18 protein-coding genes are annotated in these 17,826 nt (G+C 64.8%); 5 read left to right on the forward strand and 13 right to left on the reverse strand.

Translation table 11 applies throughout. The features are described 5' to 3' along the window. Positions 1-3: 3 nt before the first annotated feature. Together cyoB and cyoA are read right to left on the reverse strand one after the other, a co-directional pair. The gene (gene cyoB, locus F4U94_RS15880) at positions 4-2,004 is read right to left on the reverse strand and encodes a cytochrome o ubiquinol oxidase subunit I (RefSeq protein WP_120249534.1); all 2,001 of its coding nucleotides are present in this window, start codon (positions 2,002-2,004) and stop codon (positions 4-6) included. A gap of 5 nt (positions 2,005-2,009) precedes the next feature. Then, positions 2,010-3,128, reverse strand: coding sequence for a ubiquinol oxidase subunit II (cyoA, locus tag F4U94_RS15885; protein ID WP_120249535.1), 1,119 nt, complete (start codon positions 3,126-3,128; stop codon positions 2,010-2,012). Between the two features lie 187 nt (positions 3,129-3,315). Between cyoA and F4U94_RS15890 the strand changes: the two genes are divergently transcribed. Then, complete coding sequence (locus tag F4U94_RS15890; RefSeq protein WP_120249536.1) at positions 3,316-4,647, forward strand: MFS transporter; 1,332 nt, start codon at positions 3,316-3,318, stop codon at positions 4,645-4,647. On the opposite strand, the gene F4U94_RS15895 is transcribed toward F4U94_RS15890, so the two are convergent. From F4U94_RS15895 to F4U94_RS15925, 7 genes are all read right to left on the reverse strand, one after another. Next, entirely contained in the window at positions 4,644-5,492 is an 849-nt protein-coding gene (locus tag F4U94_RS15895) for a glycosyltransferase (RefSeq protein ID WP_120249537.1), read from the reverse strand. The two genes, F4U94_RS15890 and F4U94_RS15895, sit on opposite strands and share 4 nt — an antisense overlap. A 4-nt stretch (positions 5,493-5,496) precedes the next feature. Further along, positions 5,497-6,768: an ammonium transporter gene (locus F4U94_RS15900; RefSeq protein ID WP_120249538.1), complete on the reverse strand. Its 1,272-nt coding sequence runs from the start codon at positions 6,766-6,768 to the stop codon at positions 5,497-5,499. 355 nt (positions 6,769-7,123) lie between these two features. Further along, positions 7,124-7,426 carry a LysR family transcriptional regulator gene (locus F4U94_RS15905; RefSeq protein ID WP_232015837.1) on the reverse strand — a complete coding sequence of 101 codons (303 nt, stop codon included), beginning with the start codon at positions 7,424-7,426 and terminating at the stop codon, positions 7,124-7,126. Between the two features lie 267 nt (positions 7,427-7,693). Beyond that, complete coding sequence (locus F4U94_RS15910; protein ID WP_120249539.1) at positions 7,694-7,978, reverse strand: HigA family addiction module antitoxin; 285 nt, start codon at positions 7,976-7,978, stop codon at positions 7,694-7,696. A gap of 10 nt (positions 7,979-7,988) precedes the next feature. Then, positions 7,989-8,267: a type II toxin-antitoxin system RelE/ParE family toxin gene (locus tag F4U94_RS15915; RefSeq protein WP_120249540.1), complete on the reverse strand. Its 279-nt coding sequence runs from the start codon at positions 8,265-8,267 to the stop codon at positions 7,989-7,991. 54 nt (positions 8,268-8,321) lie between these two features. Continuing rightward, positions 8,322-9,149, reverse strand: coding sequence for a GIN domain-containing protein (locus F4U94_RS15920; protein WP_120249541.1), 828 nt, complete (start codon positions 9,147-9,149; stop codon positions 8,322-8,324). Continuing rightward, positions 9,101-9,862 (reverse strand): head GIN domain-containing protein, encoded by a 762-nt coding sequence (locus tag F4U94_RS15925; RefSeq protein WP_232015838.1) that lies wholly within the window; start codon positions 9,860-9,862, stop codon positions 9,101-9,103. The genes F4U94_RS15920 and F4U94_RS15925 overlap by 49 nt, the downstream gene beginning before the upstream one ends. Positions 9,863-9,984: 122 nt before the next feature. Here F4U94_RS15925 and F4U94_RS15930 point away from each other — a divergent pair, with 122 nt between their 5' ends. Continuing rightward, entirely contained in the window at positions 9,985-11,565 is a 1,581-nt protein-coding gene (locus F4U94_RS15930; protein WP_120249543.1) for a M28 family metallopeptidase, read from the forward strand. Between the two features lie 5 nt (positions 11,566-11,570). Here F4U94_RS15930 and gloA2 read toward each other — a convergent pair whose 3' ends face one another. Both gloA2 and F4U94_RS15940 read right to left on the reverse strand, forming a co-directional pair. Then, a complete protein-coding gene (gene gloA2 / locus F4U94_RS15935; RefSeq protein ID WP_120249544.1) occupies positions 11,571-11,960 on the reverse strand; it encodes an SMU1112c/YaeR family gloxylase I-like metalloprotein in 390 nt (129 codons plus the stop codon). Between the two features lie 42 nt (positions 11,961-12,002). Then, positions 12,003-12,392 carry a hypothetical protein gene (locus F4U94_RS15940; protein WP_120249545.1) on the reverse strand — a complete coding sequence of 130 codons (390 nt, stop codon included), beginning with the start codon at positions 12,390-12,392 and terminating at the stop codon, positions 12,003-12,005. A 184-nt stretch (positions 12,393-12,576) separates the two neighbouring features. Between F4U94_RS15940 and hemB the strand changes: the two genes are divergently transcribed. From hemB to F4U94_RS15955, 3 genes are all read left to right on the forward strand, one after another. Further along, positions 12,577-13,572, forward strand: coding sequence for a porphobilinogen synthase (gene hemB / locus F4U94_RS15945; protein WP_120249546.1), 996 nt, complete (start codon positions 12,577-12,579; stop codon positions 13,570-13,572). A gap of 61 nt (positions 13,573-13,633) precedes the next feature. Then, positions 13,634-15,880 (forward strand): spermidine synthase, encoded by a 2,247-nt coding sequence (locus F4U94_RS15950; protein WP_120249547.1) that lies wholly within the window; start codon positions 13,634-13,636, stop codon positions 15,878-15,880. A 13-nt stretch (positions 15,881-15,893) separates the two neighbouring features. Continuing rightward, entirely contained in the window at positions 15,894-16,478 is a 585-nt protein-coding gene (locus F4U94_RS15955; RefSeq protein ID WP_120249548.1) for a gamma carbonic anhydrase family protein, read from the forward strand. A 146-nt stretch (positions 16,479-16,624) separates the two neighbouring features. On the opposite strand, the gene F4U94_RS15960 is transcribed toward F4U94_RS15955, so the two are convergent. Next, positions 16,625-17,137 carry a hypothetical protein gene (locus F4U94_RS15960; protein ID WP_150412011.1) on the reverse strand — a complete coding sequence of 171 codons (513 nt, stop codon included), beginning with the start codon at positions 17,135-17,137 and terminating at the stop codon, positions 16,625-16,627. A gap of 67 nt (positions 17,138-17,204) precedes the next feature. Then, positions 17,205-17,825, reverse strand: a complete 621-nt coding sequence (eda, locus tag F4U94_RS15965) for a bifunctional 4-hydroxy-2-oxoglutarate aldolase/2-dehydro-3-deoxy-phosphogluconate aldolase (RefSeq protein WP_120249550.1) — start codon at positions 17,823-17,825, stop codon at positions 17,205-17,207. Between the last annotated feature and the right edge of the window lies 1 nt (position 17,826).

The following is a 17,826-nucleotide window of genomic DNA, read 5'->3' on the forward strand; positions in this document are numbered from 1 at the left end:
CAGTCAGACTCCAGCGGCGAGGATGCGCGTACGCTCTTCCTCGGTACGCGTCACATCCTCGACCGGGATGTAATAGTCGCGCTTGTAGTTGAAGGTGTGGAAGATGGCGAAGCCGATCATGCCGACGAAGCTGAGGGCGGCCAGCCACCACATATACCAGATCAGGGCAAAGCCGCAGACCGTGGCCAGGCCGGCCAGGATCACGCCGGTGCCGGTGCTGCTGGGCATATGGATCGCCTGATAGCCGGTCAGCGGACGCTGATAGCCGTGGCGCTTCATGTCCGCCCAGCTGTCGGCGTCATAGACGACCGGCGTGAAGGCGAAATTATACTCCGGCGGGGGCGAACTGGTCGCCCATTCCAGGGTACGGCCGTTCCACGGATCGCCTTCGACCTTCAGTTCGTCGCGCTTCCAGATGGACAGGGCGAACTGTACCAGCATGGCCCCGATGCCGGCCGCGACGATGGCGGCGCCGATCGCGGCGATGACGAAGTAGATCTGAAGCGACGGATCGTCGAACACGCGCATACGACGCGTCACACCCATGAAGCCAAGGATGTAGAGCGGCGTGAAGGCGAGCCAGAAGCCGACCTGCCAGCACCAGAAGGACACATGGCCCCAGAACTGGTTGAGCTTGAAGCCGAATGCCTTGGGCCACCAATAGTTGATCGCCGCGAACAGGCCGAACAGCACGCCGCCGATGATCACGTTATGGAAATGCGCGATCAGGAACAGCGAGTTGTGCAGCACGAAGTCTGCGGGCGGCACGGCGAGCATCACGCCGGTCATGCCACCGATCGTGAAGGTCAGCATGAAGGCGACGGTCCACATCATCGGCAGTTCGAAACGAACGCGGCCGCGATACATGGTGAAAAGCCAGTTGAAGAGCTTCGCACCCGTCGGGATCGAAATGATCATCGTCGTGATGCCGAAGAAGCTGTTGACGCTGGCGCCAGAGCCCATGGTGAAGAAGTGGTGCAGCCACACGAGGTAGGACAGCACCATGATGCAGCAGGTGGCGTAAACCATGGAGGTATAGCCGAACAGACGCTTGCCCGAGAAGGTCGAGGTGACTTCCGAGAAGACGCCGAACAGCGGCAGGATGAGGATGTAGACTTCCGGGTGACCCCAGATCCAGATCAGGTTCACGTACATCATCGGGTTGCCGCCGAAGTCGTTCGTGAAGAAGTTGGTGCCGGCATAACGGTCGAGCGAGAGCAGGACCAAAGTGGCGGTCAGGATGGGGAAGGAGGCGACGATCAGGATGTTCGCGCAGAGCGAGGTCCAGGTGAACACCGGCATCTTCATGATGGACATACCGGGCGCGCGCATCTTCACGATGGTCGCAATCAGGTTGATGCCCGACAATGTCGTGCCCACGCCTGCGACCTGCAACGCCCAGATATAATAGTCGACCCCCGTGGCCGGGCTATAGTCGATCCCCGACAGCGGCGGATAGGCGAGCCAGCCGGTCTGGGCGAATTCGCCCAGGAACAGCGAAGCCATCACCAGCACCGCGCCACCCGTTGTCATCCAGAACGAGAAATTGTTCAGGAAGGGGAAGCTGACGTCGCGTGCGCCGATCTGAAGCGGGACGATATAGTTCATCAAACCGGTGATGAACGGCATCGCCACGAAGAAGATCATGATCACGCCATGGGCGGTGAACACCTGGTCATAATGGTGGGCGTTGAGATAGCCCTCCGACCCGTTGAAGGCGAGCGCCTGTTGCAGGCGCATCATGACGGCGTCGGCAAAACCGCGCAGGAACATGATGAGGCCCAGCACCATGTACATGATGCCGATCTTCTTGTGATCGACGCTGGTGAACCACTCTTTCCAGAGATAGCCCCAGAGCTTGAAATAGGTGAGCGCCGCCACGACGGCCGCGCCGCCCAGCACCACCGCGCAGAATGTCGCGACGACGATGGGCTCATGCCATGGGAAGCTGTCCCATGTCAGACGACCGAAGATCATCTGTGCTGTTGTCATTGTGCCAGTCATGGGCCTTACCGATGCTGCGCGTGCGCATCAGCGCCGCTGTGAGAGGAGTGATCCGCAGCCGGAGCATCCGACGCGCCGGGCGCGTCGGGGGCAGTTTCCTGGCCCTTGTTCCGGTCTTCCTGGTCGATCACATGGCTGTTGGGGAAGTCATATTGCAGCCCCTTGGTATCGTGGGCCGATTCCTTGCCCGCGCCGCCCATCTGGTCGATGTGCATCAATTCCTTCATGCAGCGCTGGCCCGGCTTGACGCACAGGTTGACGACGGCATCGAACAAATTGGCTTCGCTGGTACCGAAATAGGCGACCGGCGCCTTTTCGGACGGCTTGGCCAGCGCCTGATAGACAGTGCGGTCAAGGCCCGTCTGGCTGCCCTTCACCTTGGCGACCCAGGCGTTGAAACCGGCCTGGTCCAGCGACTGATAGCCAAAGCGCATATGGGTAAAGCCCGCGCCCGAATAGTTGGCGGAGAAGCCGATGCCCTTGGCAGGCTTGTTGGCGACGGCGTGGAGCTGCGTCTTCATGCCGGGCATGGCGTAGATCTGGCCGGCCAGTTCGGGGATGTAGAAGCTGTTCATCACGGTCGAGGAGGTGATGTCGAAGCGGACCGGAACGTTGGTCGGCAGCGCCAGTTCATTGACGGTGGCGATGCCCAGATCCGGGTAGATGAAGAGCCATTTCCAGTCGAGCGCGACGACCTGAACCGTCAGCGGCTTGACCTTGGGGTCGATCGCGGTTTTCGCGTCGATCCGGTCGAGCGGACGATAGGGGTCCAGCTTGTGGGTGCTGACCCAAGTCAGCGCGCCCAGCGCGATGATGATCAGCAGAGGCGCCGACCAGATCAGCAATTCCAGCTTGGTGCTGTGATCCCAGTCGGGATCATAGTCCTTTTCAGTCGCTTCGTTCGTGGCGCGATAACGCACCGCGAACCACACGACCATCGCCATGACGGGGATGACGATGAGGAGCATCAGCGCGACGGAGATCAGGATCAGATCGCGCTGCTGCACCGCAATATCGCCCGACGGGTTCATCACGACCCAGTTGCAGCCCGCCAGCGGCGCCGCAAGAATCGGAGCGGACCAGCGCAAGAGCCTGATCCTGTTGGGGGAGGGAGGGTTAGCCATGGCGCGCGCCTAAAGACTCTGCACAGAGTCGGATAGTGGGCAATTTGTCCAATTGTGTGCGAATGCAAAAAATGTTTGGGATATGGGATACTGCTTAGACTCTGCTCGTTTTCTGTTATGCTGCCATTCCACGGCCACTGGCAGACGAGAAAACCGCACCGGTGGCCAAGCCAAGGAGCGGATGTCTATGAGTTCAGGGGCCATTGCCTTCACCTCCACGCCACTTGAGGACGACGCGCGCGCCATCAACGCGCGCGACCATTCGATTGCGCCTGGGGACATTTCCATCGGTGTGATCATCGGTCGCACCTCCGAGTTTTTCGACTTCTTCGTCTATGCCATCGCCTCGGTGATCGTGTTTCCGAGTCTGGTCTTTCCCTATGTGGATGCGCTGACCGGCACCCTCTATTCCTTCGCGATCTTTGCCGTGGCGTTCATCACCCGGCCGATCGGCTCGCTGATCTTCATGGCGATCGATCGACGCTATGGTCGCGGCACGAAACTGACGGGCGCCCTGTTCCTGCTCGGCAGCTCTACCGTCGCCATCGCCTTCTTACCCGGATATGAGACGATTGGCCACTATGCTGCGGTGGTCCTGATCATCCTTCGCGCCGCGCAGGGTATCGCGCTGGGCGGCACCTGGGACGGTCTGGCCTCGCTCCTTTCGCTCAACGCGCCGCAGCATCAGCGTGGCTGGTATGCGATGGTGCCGCAGCTTGGCGCGCCGTTGGCGCTGATCGTGGCGAGCGGTCTGTTCGCCTTCTCCATCCTCAACATGACGCAGGCCGATTTCCTCGACTGGGGCTGGCGCTATCCCTTCTTCGTGGCCTTTGCGATCAACGTCGTGGCACTCTTCGCCCGTCTGCGCATCGTGGTGACGCATGAATTCGAACGTCTGTTCGAACAGCGCGATCTGGTGCCTTCGCCGGTCCTGCCGACTCTGCAGAAGGAAGGGCGCAACATCGTCATCGGGGCGTTCGCGCCGCTGGCCAGCTTTGCGTTGTTCCATATGGTTACGGTGTTCCCGCTGTGCTGGGTTGCGCTTTATACCGACCAGCCGCTCGACCGCTTCCTCATCATCGAGATGATCGGCGCGTCCGTGGGTCTGCTCGCCATCGTCGTCTCCGGCTTCATCGCCGACCAGATCGGTCGTCGTTCGCTGCTCGGCTGGTCGGCGCTGGGTATCGCGATCTTCGCGCTGATGGCGCCGCTGCTGCTGAATGGCGGGGAATTGGGCGAAGTCGCCTTCATGATCCTGGGCTTCATGCTGCTTGGCCTCTCCTTCGGTCAGTCGTCGGGCGTCGTGGCGTCCAATTTCGCGACCGAGGCCCGCTATACCAGTTCGGCGCTGACGTCCGATCTGGCCTGGCTGGTCGGTGCCGGCTTCGCGCCGCTGGTGGCGCTGCTGCTGTCGGTCAAGTTCGGCCTGGCGGCCTCGGGCATCTACCTCCTGTCCGGCGCGGTGGCCACTATGGTCGCGCTCTACGTCAACAAGGAACTGGCGGGTAAGGACCGCTAAAAGGCGGCCTTTCGCATGCGGGCAAGCGCCTTCCGGTCGAACCATCCGGTCAGACCGGGGCGCGGATGCCAGCGGGGCAGCCAGTTACCGTAAAGGCTCGCAAGACGCGCGGGGAGGCCCACCGGTCCCTCGCGCGTCATGATGTCAGACACGATGCGGTTCTGATAGAAGCGCACCGAATAATTGATCAGCCTTTTATACTGCATCGCCCATGTCGAGGGGCGGGCGAGGCTCACCTGCTCGGCGATGAAGCCTGCATTTTCGCAGGCCAGCACCCGATCATGCACCCAATGGCTGTCATCCATAAGGTCGGTATGTGCCCAGGCTGCGACCAGTCCATCGTCGCCGATCAGATCCTCCGGCAAGCGCAGGCCGTGTGCCCGGATCGCGGCGACGAAGCGGCCTGACAGCGCATAGAGATCGCCGAACATCCCGCCTTCGTCGCGCAACGTCTGGCGATAGACTTCCACCATGCGGCCGTTCATCGGCATGCCGGCGGCGGCATTGGCTTGAGGATGGGCGGCGAGATCGGCGAGCAGGGCGTCGAACGACGCCGGTGCGATTTCCGCGTCGCCGTCCATGAAGATCACCGCCTCTTCGTCACCGGTCAGCAGGTCGTGGACCATATGATTCCAGGTCCGCGATTTGCCGCCGGCCTTGATGTCGTGGACGATGACATGGGGCCGGTCGCCTGCTGCCGCGCGGGCGCGGGCGACGGTGTTATCGGTGGTGCCGTTTACCAGCACATGGAAAATCATGTCAGGCCGGTCGAGCGGGATCGAGGCGAGGCAGAGCGCGATCCGGCGCTCTTCCTGATGGGCGAAGATGGCTACGGCTACACCCATGGGGTTAGCGGAAGTCCCAGCCCTGCTGGCCATGCTGGCTGGTGTCGAGGCCATCCGATTCTTCCTGCGCGCTCACCCGCATGGGGATCACTACGGAAATGATCAGCGCGGCGATCGCGCTGCCGACCATGGCCCAGAGCGCGACGATGACCAGCCCGATCGCCTGCGACGTGAGCGCGCCGGTCAGGCTGATATTGGCGTCGAAACCGACCCCGCCCATCAGCGGCAGGACGAAGACCGGCAGCAACAGCGTGCCGGTCAGACCGCCCAGGCCATGAATGGCGAAGGTGCCGGCGCTGTCGTCGACCTTGCCCGCAACGAGCCCGGCCCCGGTGCGCGCGACTATGGCGGCGATCAGGCCGATCAGCATCGCGCCGCCAGTGCCGACCAGCGCGGCGGAGGCGGAGATGGCGGCGACGCCGGCCAGCGCGCCGGACAGGATGCCGGTGGCGCGGGTCCGTGCGCCCAGCAGCTTGTCGAGCAGGCCCCAGCCGAGGGCGGCGGCGCAGGCGGCAAAGAGGTGATTGAGGATGGCGGTCGCCGCATCGTCCGTCGCGCCCAGGGCCCAGCCGCCGACCGCGCCGGACAGGCCGATCCACAAGAGCGCGCCGCCCGCCATGGCGAGCAGCGGCGTATGGCCGGGGTCCGATGGCTCGCGCCGCGCCCCGGCGATGATGGCGAGGGCGAGGGCGGAGAAGCCGGCCGTGCCATGCAGCACCAGCCCGCCGGCAAAATCCATGACGCCCAGATCCGCGAGCCAGCCGCCGCCCCACACCGCATGGGCGATCGGCGCATAGACGAGCAACAGCCAGAGCGGGGTGAAGGCCATCCACCAGCCGATCCGCACCCGTTCCGCCACGGCGCCGACCAACAGGCAGGCAGCCAGCAGCGCGAGGGCAAGCTGGAACAGGACGAAGGCGGATTCGGGCACGGTCAGCCCGTCCCGCAATTCGCCGAGGTTTGCGAGCAGCAGGTTCGAGCCGCCACCCAGCCATGGGCTGCCCGGTGCATAAGCGAGGCTATAGCCGGCGATCGCGAAGGTCAGCGTGGCGACGGCGGCGACGGCGGCACCCTGCGCCGACACCGACAGCGCGTTGCGCACATTCACCTGCCCCGCATGGCGCAGCATCAACCCCGGCAGCGCGGCGAGCAGCAACAGCAGTGCACACAGGATCATCCAGCCGGTATCGCCGCTATCGGCAACGGCCACCTGCGCCCATGCAGGCTGGGGCAGTGCGAGTGCGGCCAGAAGGGGGAGGGCGAAGGAAAGGCGCATAGTCGGGAATCCGGCTGTCAAGAGTGGGGCCTGTCTAACCACAGGCTGGTAAAGTTTTCGATAAGCACTGGTTAGCTGAAACAAAGGTCGCCGGGACGCGACAGGCCAAAGTTCACACCGTCGTCGGGCCAATAAGGGGCAATTGCGACGGGGGTGCGACGGGCATGTACTGCTTGGGCTACACAGTTGCGCCATCTGCGCGAGGGAAGGGTGACGGGTGCGCTCCACCGAGGCGCCATCGACGCTACAGTTGCGCGACCGGTGCGCGCCACCCTGGCACCAAGGGGGCGACAAGGGCGCCACAGACGGGCGACGGGTTGGCGACAGGCCAATGACCTTCCCATGTCGGTTCGCCTCACGGCTGTTGCGGTGGTGCGCCGCGGCCGGGCTGGGCGAAGGGGTCCGCCATCAGATGGGCGTGGACGGCCAGCGCCCGGTCCCAGGCCTGATCGAACGGGGTGCCGGCCAGCTTGCGCCGCAGCCGATGCGCGCTGGACCGCGATATGCCCGCCGCGCGCGCGGCGATGGTCACATGGCCGCTGTCCAGCAGGACGGAGAGGAAGAGGCGCTGTCGGGCAGGCGTCCAGTGCGCGCGATCGATGACGCGATCAGTGACGGGCGCGCGATCGCGCTCGGCGGGGGAGGTTTGCTGTTCCATCTGCAAGGATAGATCAGAGAAAGCGGGAATAGGAAAGCGTGGGTGAAGGGGGTGATGTAGACTAGAAACCGACATATTCCCCCTCCCGTTTGCGGAAAGGGGCTAGGGGGTGGGCTGGACGTCGCGACCGCCCACCCCGCTGCGACTAACGCGCTGCGCGCGCAAGTCTCGCTGCCCCTCCCGCAAGCGGGAGGGGAATGACAGGAAGCCTGCCCCGATTGGCTGTATCATCCCTCTCAGAGGTAATGTCGGATCAAAAGCCACCCCTCAAGCGGCATCTTCCAAGCGCCGGACAGGCGGTTGCTTGTGCTGCATGGCCTTCCAAAGATCATGATTGGCCTGCATCGCGAGCCATGCGCGTGCGGTGCTTGCGCCGGCCTGTTCCAGGCGCACGGCCAGATCGGGGCTGATCGCAGCCTTGCCATTGAGTACTCGCGACAGCGCGACACGCGACATGGCAAGCCGGTCGGCAGCCTCCGTGACGGACAAGTTCAGCGCGGCAACCACCTCGTCGCGCAATATAGTGCCGGGATGAGGCGGATTGTGCATCATAGTCATGGTCCTAATGATAATCCTGATAATCGACCAGTTCGACGTTCGCACCAATGAAGCGATAGGTGATGCGCCAGTTACCGTTGACCCAGACCGACCAATGCCCCTTCAAGTCGCCCTTCAACGGATGCAGTTTGAACGATGGCAAGTTCATGTCATCGGGGCTGGTGGCTACGTCGAGCAGCCCCAATATGTGTCCCAGCTTCTTTTGATGCGACGCCTGAATGCCTCGCGTTGTGCCGGTACGATAAAAGGCTTCGAGCCCTTTGTGTCGAAGTCCGACGATCATGGTGCATTGTATCGCATAACGATACAGAATGCAATGCCTCCATGCCCGTGTGCCCTAATAACTCTCGCCCCCGCACGTCACGCGGCCGGTGCCGCGATTGTCCACGGTGCAGGCGGCCTTGCCGGCTACGCTGATGTTGCCCGATCCCGATGTCACGACCTTGGCCGTGACGTCGGCGGTCAGGGCGATGGTGCCGGGGCCTTCGTTGCGGATGCTGGCCTGACGTGCGCGCAGCGGTTCGGCGGCGATCGCGCCGGGGCCGGTGACATGGACATTGGCGATGCCGGTACGGCCCGCCAGCGTCGCCCGGCCGCTGCCCGCCAGCAATATGTCGATCCGGTCGAGTTGCACGTCGCTGATGCTGATATCGCCATTGCCGCCCAGCGAAACCTGTCCCTGCAAGCCCTTCATCCGATTGACGGCGACCGAGCCGCCGCCAGTCAGGATGATCCGATCGACCATGGGCGTCGACAGGCGCAGGGTCGCCGCGCCGCTGCTCTTTTCGCCGGCGCGCGGGCGCTCCATCGACACGATCAGCAGGCGGCCGGACACATCGACCTTCAGCCGGTCGAGCGCGCCCTGATCGCCCTCCGCCCGCGCCGACGCGCCCGGCCCGGTGGTCAGAACCACGGTGACGGGCGCATCCACGCGGATGCCGTCGAAACTGGTGATGGTGAAGCCACGCGTCGCCGCACTGGCCGGCGCGGCGAACAGCAGTGCCGCCGCGCTGGTTGCCGCCGCGACGGGCAACAGCCGCGCGGCGCTTTCCAACGCAACGGGCAACGGCCGCGCCGCACTTGCCAACGCGACGGGCAGCAGCCGCGCCGCGATGATCAGGGCGCGCAGCGTGCCTCGCCCGGTCCCATTCCGCTCTTCGTGCATTGCGCCTTGCCCTTCACCGTCACGTCGCCCGGACCCATGATGCTGATAGCGACCTTCCCGTCGGAGGCAAAGTCGATGTCGCCCGCGCCCAATATGTCGACCTTCGCCGTGCCGACCTTCAGCGCTTCGGCGTCGATATTGCCGGCGCCGGTGATGGAGAATTTCGCCTGGTCCGCTGTGCCGGCGATCTTCATGGAGCCGGCGCCGGTAATGTCGGTGGTCAGCGACTTGAGCGTCACCGCGCCGATGCGGAAATCGCCCGCGCCGGTCAGCGACAGGGTCAGGCTGTCGCCCTGCGCCTTGTCCAGATCGAAATCGCCTGCGCCGGTCAGGTCGGCGGACGTGATCATGGGCATGGTGACATGGACGGTCGCGCCCTTATCCCCATCCTTGCGGCCCCAGCTCCAGTCGCCCTTGGACTTGCGGCCGATGATGAGCGTGCCGCCTTTCGTGCGGATGTCGAGATCGGCAACCGCCTTGGCATCGCCGTCGGCGCTGATCTTGAAATGCTCGCCGATGGTGACGACGACATTGTCCGGGCCGGTCGCCTCTATCGCGTCGAACTGGCTGAGTTTCGCCCAGTCCTGCGTGCCTTGCGCGACCTTTTCGGCGCTTGTTTCGGCGGCGGGGGTTTCGTCGGTGCGCGAGCAGGCGGCGGTCGACAGAGCCATGCCCGCGACCATGAGGGCGAAAAGGGGAAGGGGGCGGGACATCGCTATCTCCTGTTTGTGTATTGCAGCGATAATACACATGCGCGGTGGCGGTTCCAAGCCCCCTTGTTCGTCAGACAGGGTCTGGCATGTTAGCCCCTTGATAATAAGCGGAGTCCGCCTCTATGCGCCTGTCCCTCATCGCTCTTCCCCTGCTGTCCCTGATCGCGAGCACGGCCCATGCGCAGGTCGATGACGGCGCGCGCTGGTGGGCGCATGTCGAGGCGCTGGCCAATGATGGCATGGAAGGGCGGGGGACCGGTACGCCGGGCTATGACCGGGCGGCCGATTATGTGATCGGCCAGTTCAAGGCGCTGGGGCTGAAGCCCGCCGGGGTGGATGGCTACAAGCAGCCGGTCGCCTTCGTCGAGCAGCGCATCCAGTCGGACCGCAGCAGCGCCGCGCTGGTGGGGCCGCAGGGGGAGACGGCGCTGGCGGTGCCGGGCGACCTCATCTTTTCAGGGAGCGGCGGGCCGGTGCCCGAAAGCATCGACGCGCCGATGGTCTTTGCCGGCTATGGCCTGCATCTGCCGGAAGCGGGGCATGATGATTTTGCCGGGCTGGACCTGAAGGGCAAGATCGTGGTGGTGCTGTCGGGCGGGCCGGCGGATATCTCCGGCGCGCTGAAATCCCATGCCCGGTCGGAACGGTCGCAATGGCTGGCCGAGCAGGGGGCGGTCGGCCTCATCGCGTTGGTGACGCCGGGGCAGGTGGAAATCCCCTGGGTGCGCCGGGTCGCGCTGGCCGGGGCGCCGGCGCTCTATTTTGCCGACGATGCCATGCGGGAAACGAAGCTGCCCTTCCTGAGCGCGCAGTTCGATCCGGCCAAGTCGGCGCAGTTCTTCGCAGGCACGGGCAAGGATTTCGCGGCCATCGCGGCGGCGGCCGATGCGTCCGCGCCGGTCGCCAGCTTCCCGCTGGCGCTGCGTTTGAAGGCGCAGGTGGCGGCCACGCGGCGCGACCTGACTTCGCCCAATCTGGTGGCGGTCATGCCGGGCAGCGATCCCAGGCTGAAGGCCGAGCATGTCGTGCTGTCGGCGCATCTGGACGGTTATGGCATCGGCACGCCGATCAAGGGCGACGCCATCTATAATGGGGCGTTCGACAATGCGTCGGGCGTGGCCAGCCTGCTGGAAATCGCGCGCGCATTGAAGGCGAGCAAGGTGAAGCCCAAGCGCTCCATCCTGTTCACCATCGTCACGGCGGAGGAGAAGGGGCTGCTGGGCGCGCGCTATTTTGCGGGGCGGCCGACCGTGCCGGCCAAGAGCATCGTGGCGGACCTGAATTTCGATATGGCGCTGCCCATCTTTCCGCTGACCAGCGTGACGCCGGTGGGCTATGACCAAAGCAGCCTGGGCAAGGACGCCGAAGTGGTGAGCGCGCAGATGAACCTGCCGATAACGCCCGATCCCTTCCCGGATCGCAACGTTTTCATCCGGTCCGACCAATATGCCTTCATTCGGCAGGGCATCCCGGCGCTGTTTTTCAAATATGGGTTCAAGGCGGGGACACCCGAAGCGACCACGGAAAAGGCGTGGCGGGCCAATATCTATCATTCGCCGTTCGACGATCTGAACCAGCCGGTGCTGCCGGCGGAGACGGCGAAGCTCAATGCCTATGTGACTGCGGTGACGCTGCGCGTCGCCAATGCGGCGGCGCGGCCGGCGTGGAACGACGACAGTTTCTTCAAGCGGTTCGCGAAATAACGGCCTCAGGCCGCTGGCGCGCTTTCATAGAGTTCCAGCGGCAGTCCGTCCGGGTCGGCGAAGAAGGTGAAGCGCTGACCGGTATATTCGTCGATGCGGATGGGTTCGCAATCGACGCCGGCCGCCGCCAGCCGCGCGACTTCCGCGTCCAGATCGTCGATCAGAAAGGCGAGATGGCGCAGGCCGAGCGCTTCGGGGCGGCTGGGCCGGGGCGGGGGCGCGGGGAAGGAAAAGAGTTCGATCTGCGCATTGCCCGCGTCCAGATCGCATTTCCACGATTGCCGTTCCGCCCGCCACACTTCGCGGATCACCGGCAGGCCCAATATGTCGCGATAGAAGGCCCGCGAACGGTCATAGTCGGAACAGATGAGGGCGATATGATGGATGACGCGCATCGGCGGTCCATAGGGGATGCGTGGCGGCGGTCAAAGCGTTCCTTAACCGTGCGCGGCGCGCCTTTGCACCGGGGCGGCGAACAGCCATTCTTCCGCCTCTGCCACGGACGCGAAGATGTCGGCCTCGTCCCGGACGCTCAGGATGCGGCGGGTCTGCATGCGGGTCAGATTGTCGTGCCGCACCACCGCCAGACGGCGCGAGCGGAAGGGTGATTCCAGCATCACGCGCATGAAGGTCGCCACCACTTCCTGCGACTGGATGACGCAGCCTTCGGTGTTGACCAGCAGATAATATTCGTCGGACCCCAGCCCCATGGCGATGACGGCGGCCTCTTTCTCGTCGCTGAAACGCCGAACGTCCGCCGGTTCGAGAAAGCCGGTCATCTGGGCGATGACGAGGCTGCGGCTTGGGTCCGAAGTGATGCTGATCATGGGGGCTTTCCTGTCCGTCGCTGATCCAGCCCTGCGATATCGGGGTTAACGAAAGCTAATATTCTTTCGGTGGTTAGACCAATGTCTAAACGATCGGTAAAATCTTCCTCCGCTTTGAACGCAAGGCGCCTGGGACAAACTGCCCGGCTTGATCGCCCCGGACCCCCGGCCTACATCCGCTGGCATGACATACGCACCCTATCCGGCGCTGCGCCTGCGCCGCACCCGTGCATCGGCCTGGAGCCGGGCGATGCATGCCGAAAACCGCCTGTCGCCCAGCGATTTCATCTGGCCGCTGTTCGTGACCGAAGGGACCGGCGTGGAAGAACCGATCGGCGCGCTGCCCGGCGTGTCGCGCTGGTCGGTGGACCTGATGGTCGAGCGGGCGAAGGACGCGCGCGATGCCGGCATTCCCTGCCTTGCCCTCTTCCCCAATACCCAGGCGGAGCGGCGCAGCGACGACGGGACCGAAGCGCTCAATCCCGATAATCTGATGTGCCGGGCGATCCGCGCGATCAAGGATGCGGTGCCCGATATCGGCATCCTGACCGACGTGGCGCTGGACCCCTATACCGCCCATGGGCAGGACGGGCTGCTGGACGATACCGGCTATGTCCTCAATGACGCGACCATCGACATATTGGTCGGCCAGTCGCTCAACCAGGCGGCGGCGGGCGCGGACATCATCGCGCCCAGCGACATGATGGACGGCCGGGTCGGCGCGATCCGCGCCGCGCTGGAACAGGGCGGCCATGCCAATGTGCAGATCATGGCCTATGCCGCCAAATATGCCAGCGCCTTCTACGGCCCGTTCCGCGATGCGGTGGGATCGCGCGGGTTGCTGAAGGGCGACAAGAAAAATTACCAGATGGACCCCGCCAATGGCGAGGAAGCGCTGCGCGAAGTGGCGCTGGACCTGGCCGAGGGCGCCGACAGCGTGATGGTGAAGCCGGGCCTGCCCTATCTGGACATCGTCGCGCGCGTGCGCGACCGCTTCGCCGTGCCGGTCTTCGCCTATCAGGTGTCGGGCGAATATGCGATGATCGAACATGCGGTCGCCGCCGGTGCGGCGGATCGCGACACGATGGTGCTGGAAACGCTGATGGCGTTCAAGCGCGCCGGTTGCTCGGGCGTGCTGACCTATCATGCGCTGCATGCGGCGCGGTTGTTGGGCGGGTAATCCACCGACATCGTTCGTCTTCTGCCACAATCCTGCTTGTGTCCTGCCCGCCTGCTGCCCCATGACAGGGGCCGGGCGGCAGGAGGACCGGAATTTGATAGGCACGCGTACCCGCTTCGTCGTCACGATCTGTGCGGGGTCGTTCCTGCTGTTCCTGGTCCAGCCGATGATCGCCCGCATGGCGCTGCCGCGTCTGGGCGGGGCGCCGTCGGTGTGGAATTCCGCCATGCTGGTCTATCAGGCGCTGCTGCTGGCGGGCTATGCCTACGCACATCTGCTGGGCCGTGTTCCGGCGCGGCGGCAGGCGCTGATCCACCTCGGCCTGTTCCTGATTTCCGCCATTTTCCTGCCGATCGGCCTGATGGGGTGGCAACCGTCCGCCGATATCGAGCCGGCCCTGTGGGTGCTGTGGCTGCTGGGCGCGTCGATCGGCCCGCTCTTCTTCGTGGTCGCGGCGCAGGCGCCTTTGCTGCAACGCTGGTATGCGCTGTCGGAAGGACGCGATCCCTATCCGCTCTATGCCGCGTCGAACCTGGGCAGTTTTGCCGGGCTGATCGCCTATCCGTTGCTGGTGGAGCCGTTGCTGGCGTTGAAGGCGCAAAGCATCCTCTGGTCGCTCGGCTATGGGGCGCTCTTCTTCCTGGTCTATATGAGCGCAAGGCGATTGCCGGCGGACAGCCCCGGCGAAGTGGCGGTGGAGGCGAGCGACGCGCCGCCGCCGGGCACCCGGCGCATGCTGCACTGGCTGGCGCTGTCGGCCGTGCCATCGGGCCTGATGCTGGCGACCAGCCTCTACCTGACCACCGATATCGTCGCCATGCCGTTGCTGTGGATCGTGCCGCTGGGCCTCTATCTGCTCAGCTTCTCGCTGGCCTTTGCGGCGGGGCGGGGCGGCGCGGACTTCTGCGTGTCGATTGCGCCGCTGATCCTGCTGATCGGTGCCTGCATCGCCTTTACCGGCGGCGTCCATTTCCCCGTCTTCATTGCGCTGGGCATCGTGGCCGTGCTGTTCGTGGCATCGACCGCGCTCCATGCCCGGCTCTACGAATTGCGGCCGGCGCCTGCGCATCTGACCCGTTTCTATCTGCTGATGTCGGTAGGCGGCATGCTGGGCGGGCTGTTCTGCGCCCTGATCGCGCCGCTGATCTTCGACTGGACCTATGAATATCCGATCCTGCTGGCGGCGGCCGCGCTGTTGCTGCCGGATCGGGAGGCGGCCTTGCGTCTGCCGCGCCTGATCTGGGAAAATCCGCAGCGGCGTGTCTGGCTGGCGACGATCATCCTGCTTATCGGCCTCATATTGTCGCTGGTCGGCGGCGGGCTGGTACCCGGACTCGATACGCAGATTTTCAAGACCATCAGCTTCGTCACCATCATCGGCTTGTCGATAGTGGCGCTGGGGCATCGCTGGCTGACGGCGGGGATGCTCGTCTATCTGATGCTGTGCCTGAGCGGGTGGGAGAAATTGTCCCAATCGGCCAGCGGCATGCTGACCCGCAGCTATTTCGGGGTCTATGGCGTGGCGAACAGGGATGCTGACCGGGGAGCGGGCGAGCGCATCCTGTTCCACGGCACGACGCTGCACGGTATTCAGAACCGGGCGAAGGACAGGGAACTGGACCCGACCAGCTATTATGCGCCGGCTTCGGGCGTGGGGCTGGCGATGCGCAATGCGCCGGCGCTGTTCGGGCCGCGCGCGCGGATCGATGTGGTCGGCCTGGGTGCGGGGACGCTGGCCTGTTATATTCGCCCCGGCCAGACATGGCATTTTTACGAGATCGACCCGGCGATGGTGGCGATCGCCCGCGATCCGGCCGACTTCACCTTCCTGTCGCGATGCCAGCCCAGAGCGAACATCATCATCGGCGACGCGCGCATGACGCTGGCGCGGCAGCCTGTGGGCGGGGCGGACCTGCTGGTGATCGACGCTTTCTCTTCCGATTCCATCCCGATGCACCTGCTGACGCGGGAGGCGCTGGACATTTACGGACGGCGGCTGGCGCGCAATGGCGTCCTGCTGATCCATATCTCCAACCGCTATCTCGATCTGCGTCCAGTGGTCGCGGGCGATGCGGCGGCGGCAGGATGGCATGTGCGGCTGCGCCATTATCTGCCCGACAAGCGGGACGCGGATCGCAACTATGCGGCGTCGATCTGGGTCGCCCTGTCGCGCGATCCGGCCCAACTGGACCGGCTGGTCGCCTTGTCCGGCCGCGAACAATGGCAATATCTGAAGCCCCGACCGGGATTTTCGGCCTGGACCGATGATCACGCCAGTATCCTGCCCGTGCTGAAAATCAGACCTTGAGAGGAAAGCCGCAATGGCCGCCAGCGATTATCCGGATGTCAGCATCATCCCCTTCAACGGCAAAGTCCCACGCATCCACCCCAGCGCCTTCATCGCGCCGGGATGCCGCATTATCGGCGACGTCGAGATCGGCGAGGATGCCAGCATCTGGTATAATTGCGTTATTCGCGGCGACGTGAACCGGGTGCGGATCGGCGCGCGGACCAATGTACAGGACGGTAGCGTCATCCATTGCGACAGCCCCGGCGACCGGGCGGACGGGCGACCGGCAGATGGCTATCCCGCGATCATCGGCGACGATGTGCTGATCGGCCATATGGCGATGATCCATGGCTGCGTGCTGGAGGATCGGGCCTTTGTGGGACTGGGCGCGATCGTGATGAGCGGTTGTACGGTGGAGAGCGACGCGATGCTGGCGGCGGGGGCGCTTTTGTCGCCGGGCAAGCGGGTGCTGCACCGCCAGCTATGGGCCGGGCGCCCGGCCAAATATATGCGCGACCTGAGCGACGAAGCGATCCTGGATATGCGCGAAGGGGTGGATCATTATGTCCACAACGCCAAGGCGCATAAGGGCGCAGTAAAGGCGATGGGGGAATAAGGCGGACGTAGCGGAATACCCAAGCGTCGTCACCCCGGGCTTGACCCGGGGTCCCGCTGCCTTCCCAAAGCCGGGATCGAAAGAAAAGCGGGATCCCGGGTCAAGCCCGGGATGACGTTATCGCTGACGTCAGTTTCTGCTGCCCGTCAGGGCTGCGGCAATCGCGTCTTCATCGCGTCGATGCGGTCATTCTGCTGGTCGACGAGCGCCAGCGCGGCGCTGCGGGCGGCGTCCACATCCTCAAGACTACCGGCGGCCTTGCCATCGGCAACCGCTTTGCTGCGCTGGACATAGAGGGTGTCGAGGCTGGCGAGCGCCGACACGCTGTCGTTGCGGGCGGATTCGAGCGCGCTGATCGTCACCTGTGCCGCGACCCATGGGTCGCTCGATACGGCTGCGCCCGATGCGGCCCGCACCGCCTTGTCGGCCTTGGCATAAGCGGCGTCGAAGGCGGCTGCGCCCTTGTCTGCCTGACCCATATATTTGGCGATTTCCGCCGACAGGGCGGCATCGGCCGGGACAGGGGCGGAGGGCGGGCTGATCTTCGCGACGGGGGCGCTTTCCACCGCGCGCTTGGCGAGCGAGGGATAGCTTTGCGGCGCGCCGGCACAGCCGGACAGGAACAGGGCCAGGGCGGCAAGGAGACGGCGCGGATTCATAGGCTTCATCTAGGCGGACAAGATGCGGGGCGCAATGGCCCCGCATCTTGTCCCCAATATGCCGATCTCAGCGCGGCAATGCCGCGGCTTCGCGGGCTAGCGCTTCGATCTTGTCGGGATCGACCGGTCCTTTGGGCACGACCCAGCTGCCGCCGACGCATTTGATGAAGGGCTGGGCCAGCCATTCGGGCGCGCTTTGCGGCGTGATGCCGCCGGTGGGGCAGAAGCGGGCGGTGTGGAGCGGGGCGGCGAGCGCCTTGAGCGCTGGCAGTCCGCCGGATGTTTCGGCCGGGAAGAATTTGAAATGGGTGAGGCCCATGTCCATGCCGCGCATGATGTCGCCGGCCGTGGCGGTGCCGGGCAGGAAGGGGATTTTCGCGGCGATCGCGGCCTTGCCCAGCGACTTGGTGAGGCCGGGGCTGACGATGAAGCGCGCGCCGGCTTCCATCGCGGCGTCCAGCTGGGCGGGGTTCAGCACCGTGCCGGCGCCGACGACCGCGCCTTCGACCTTCGCCATTTCGCGGATCACGTCCAGCGCGGCGGGGGTGCGCAGCGTGACTTCCAGCGCGGGCAGGCCGCCCGCGACCAGCGCGCGCGCGATCGGCAGCGCATCCTCGACCCGATCCACCACCAGCACCGGGATTACCGGGGCGAGGTCCATCACCTGTTCGACGGTCAGCTTGCTCATT

The sequence above is a fragment of the Sphingobium limneticum genome (genome assembly GCF_008710155.1).
Taxonomy (GTDB): Bacteria; Pseudomonadota; Alphaproteobacteria; order Sphingomonadales; family Sphingomonadaceae; genus Sphingobium; species Sphingobium limneticum.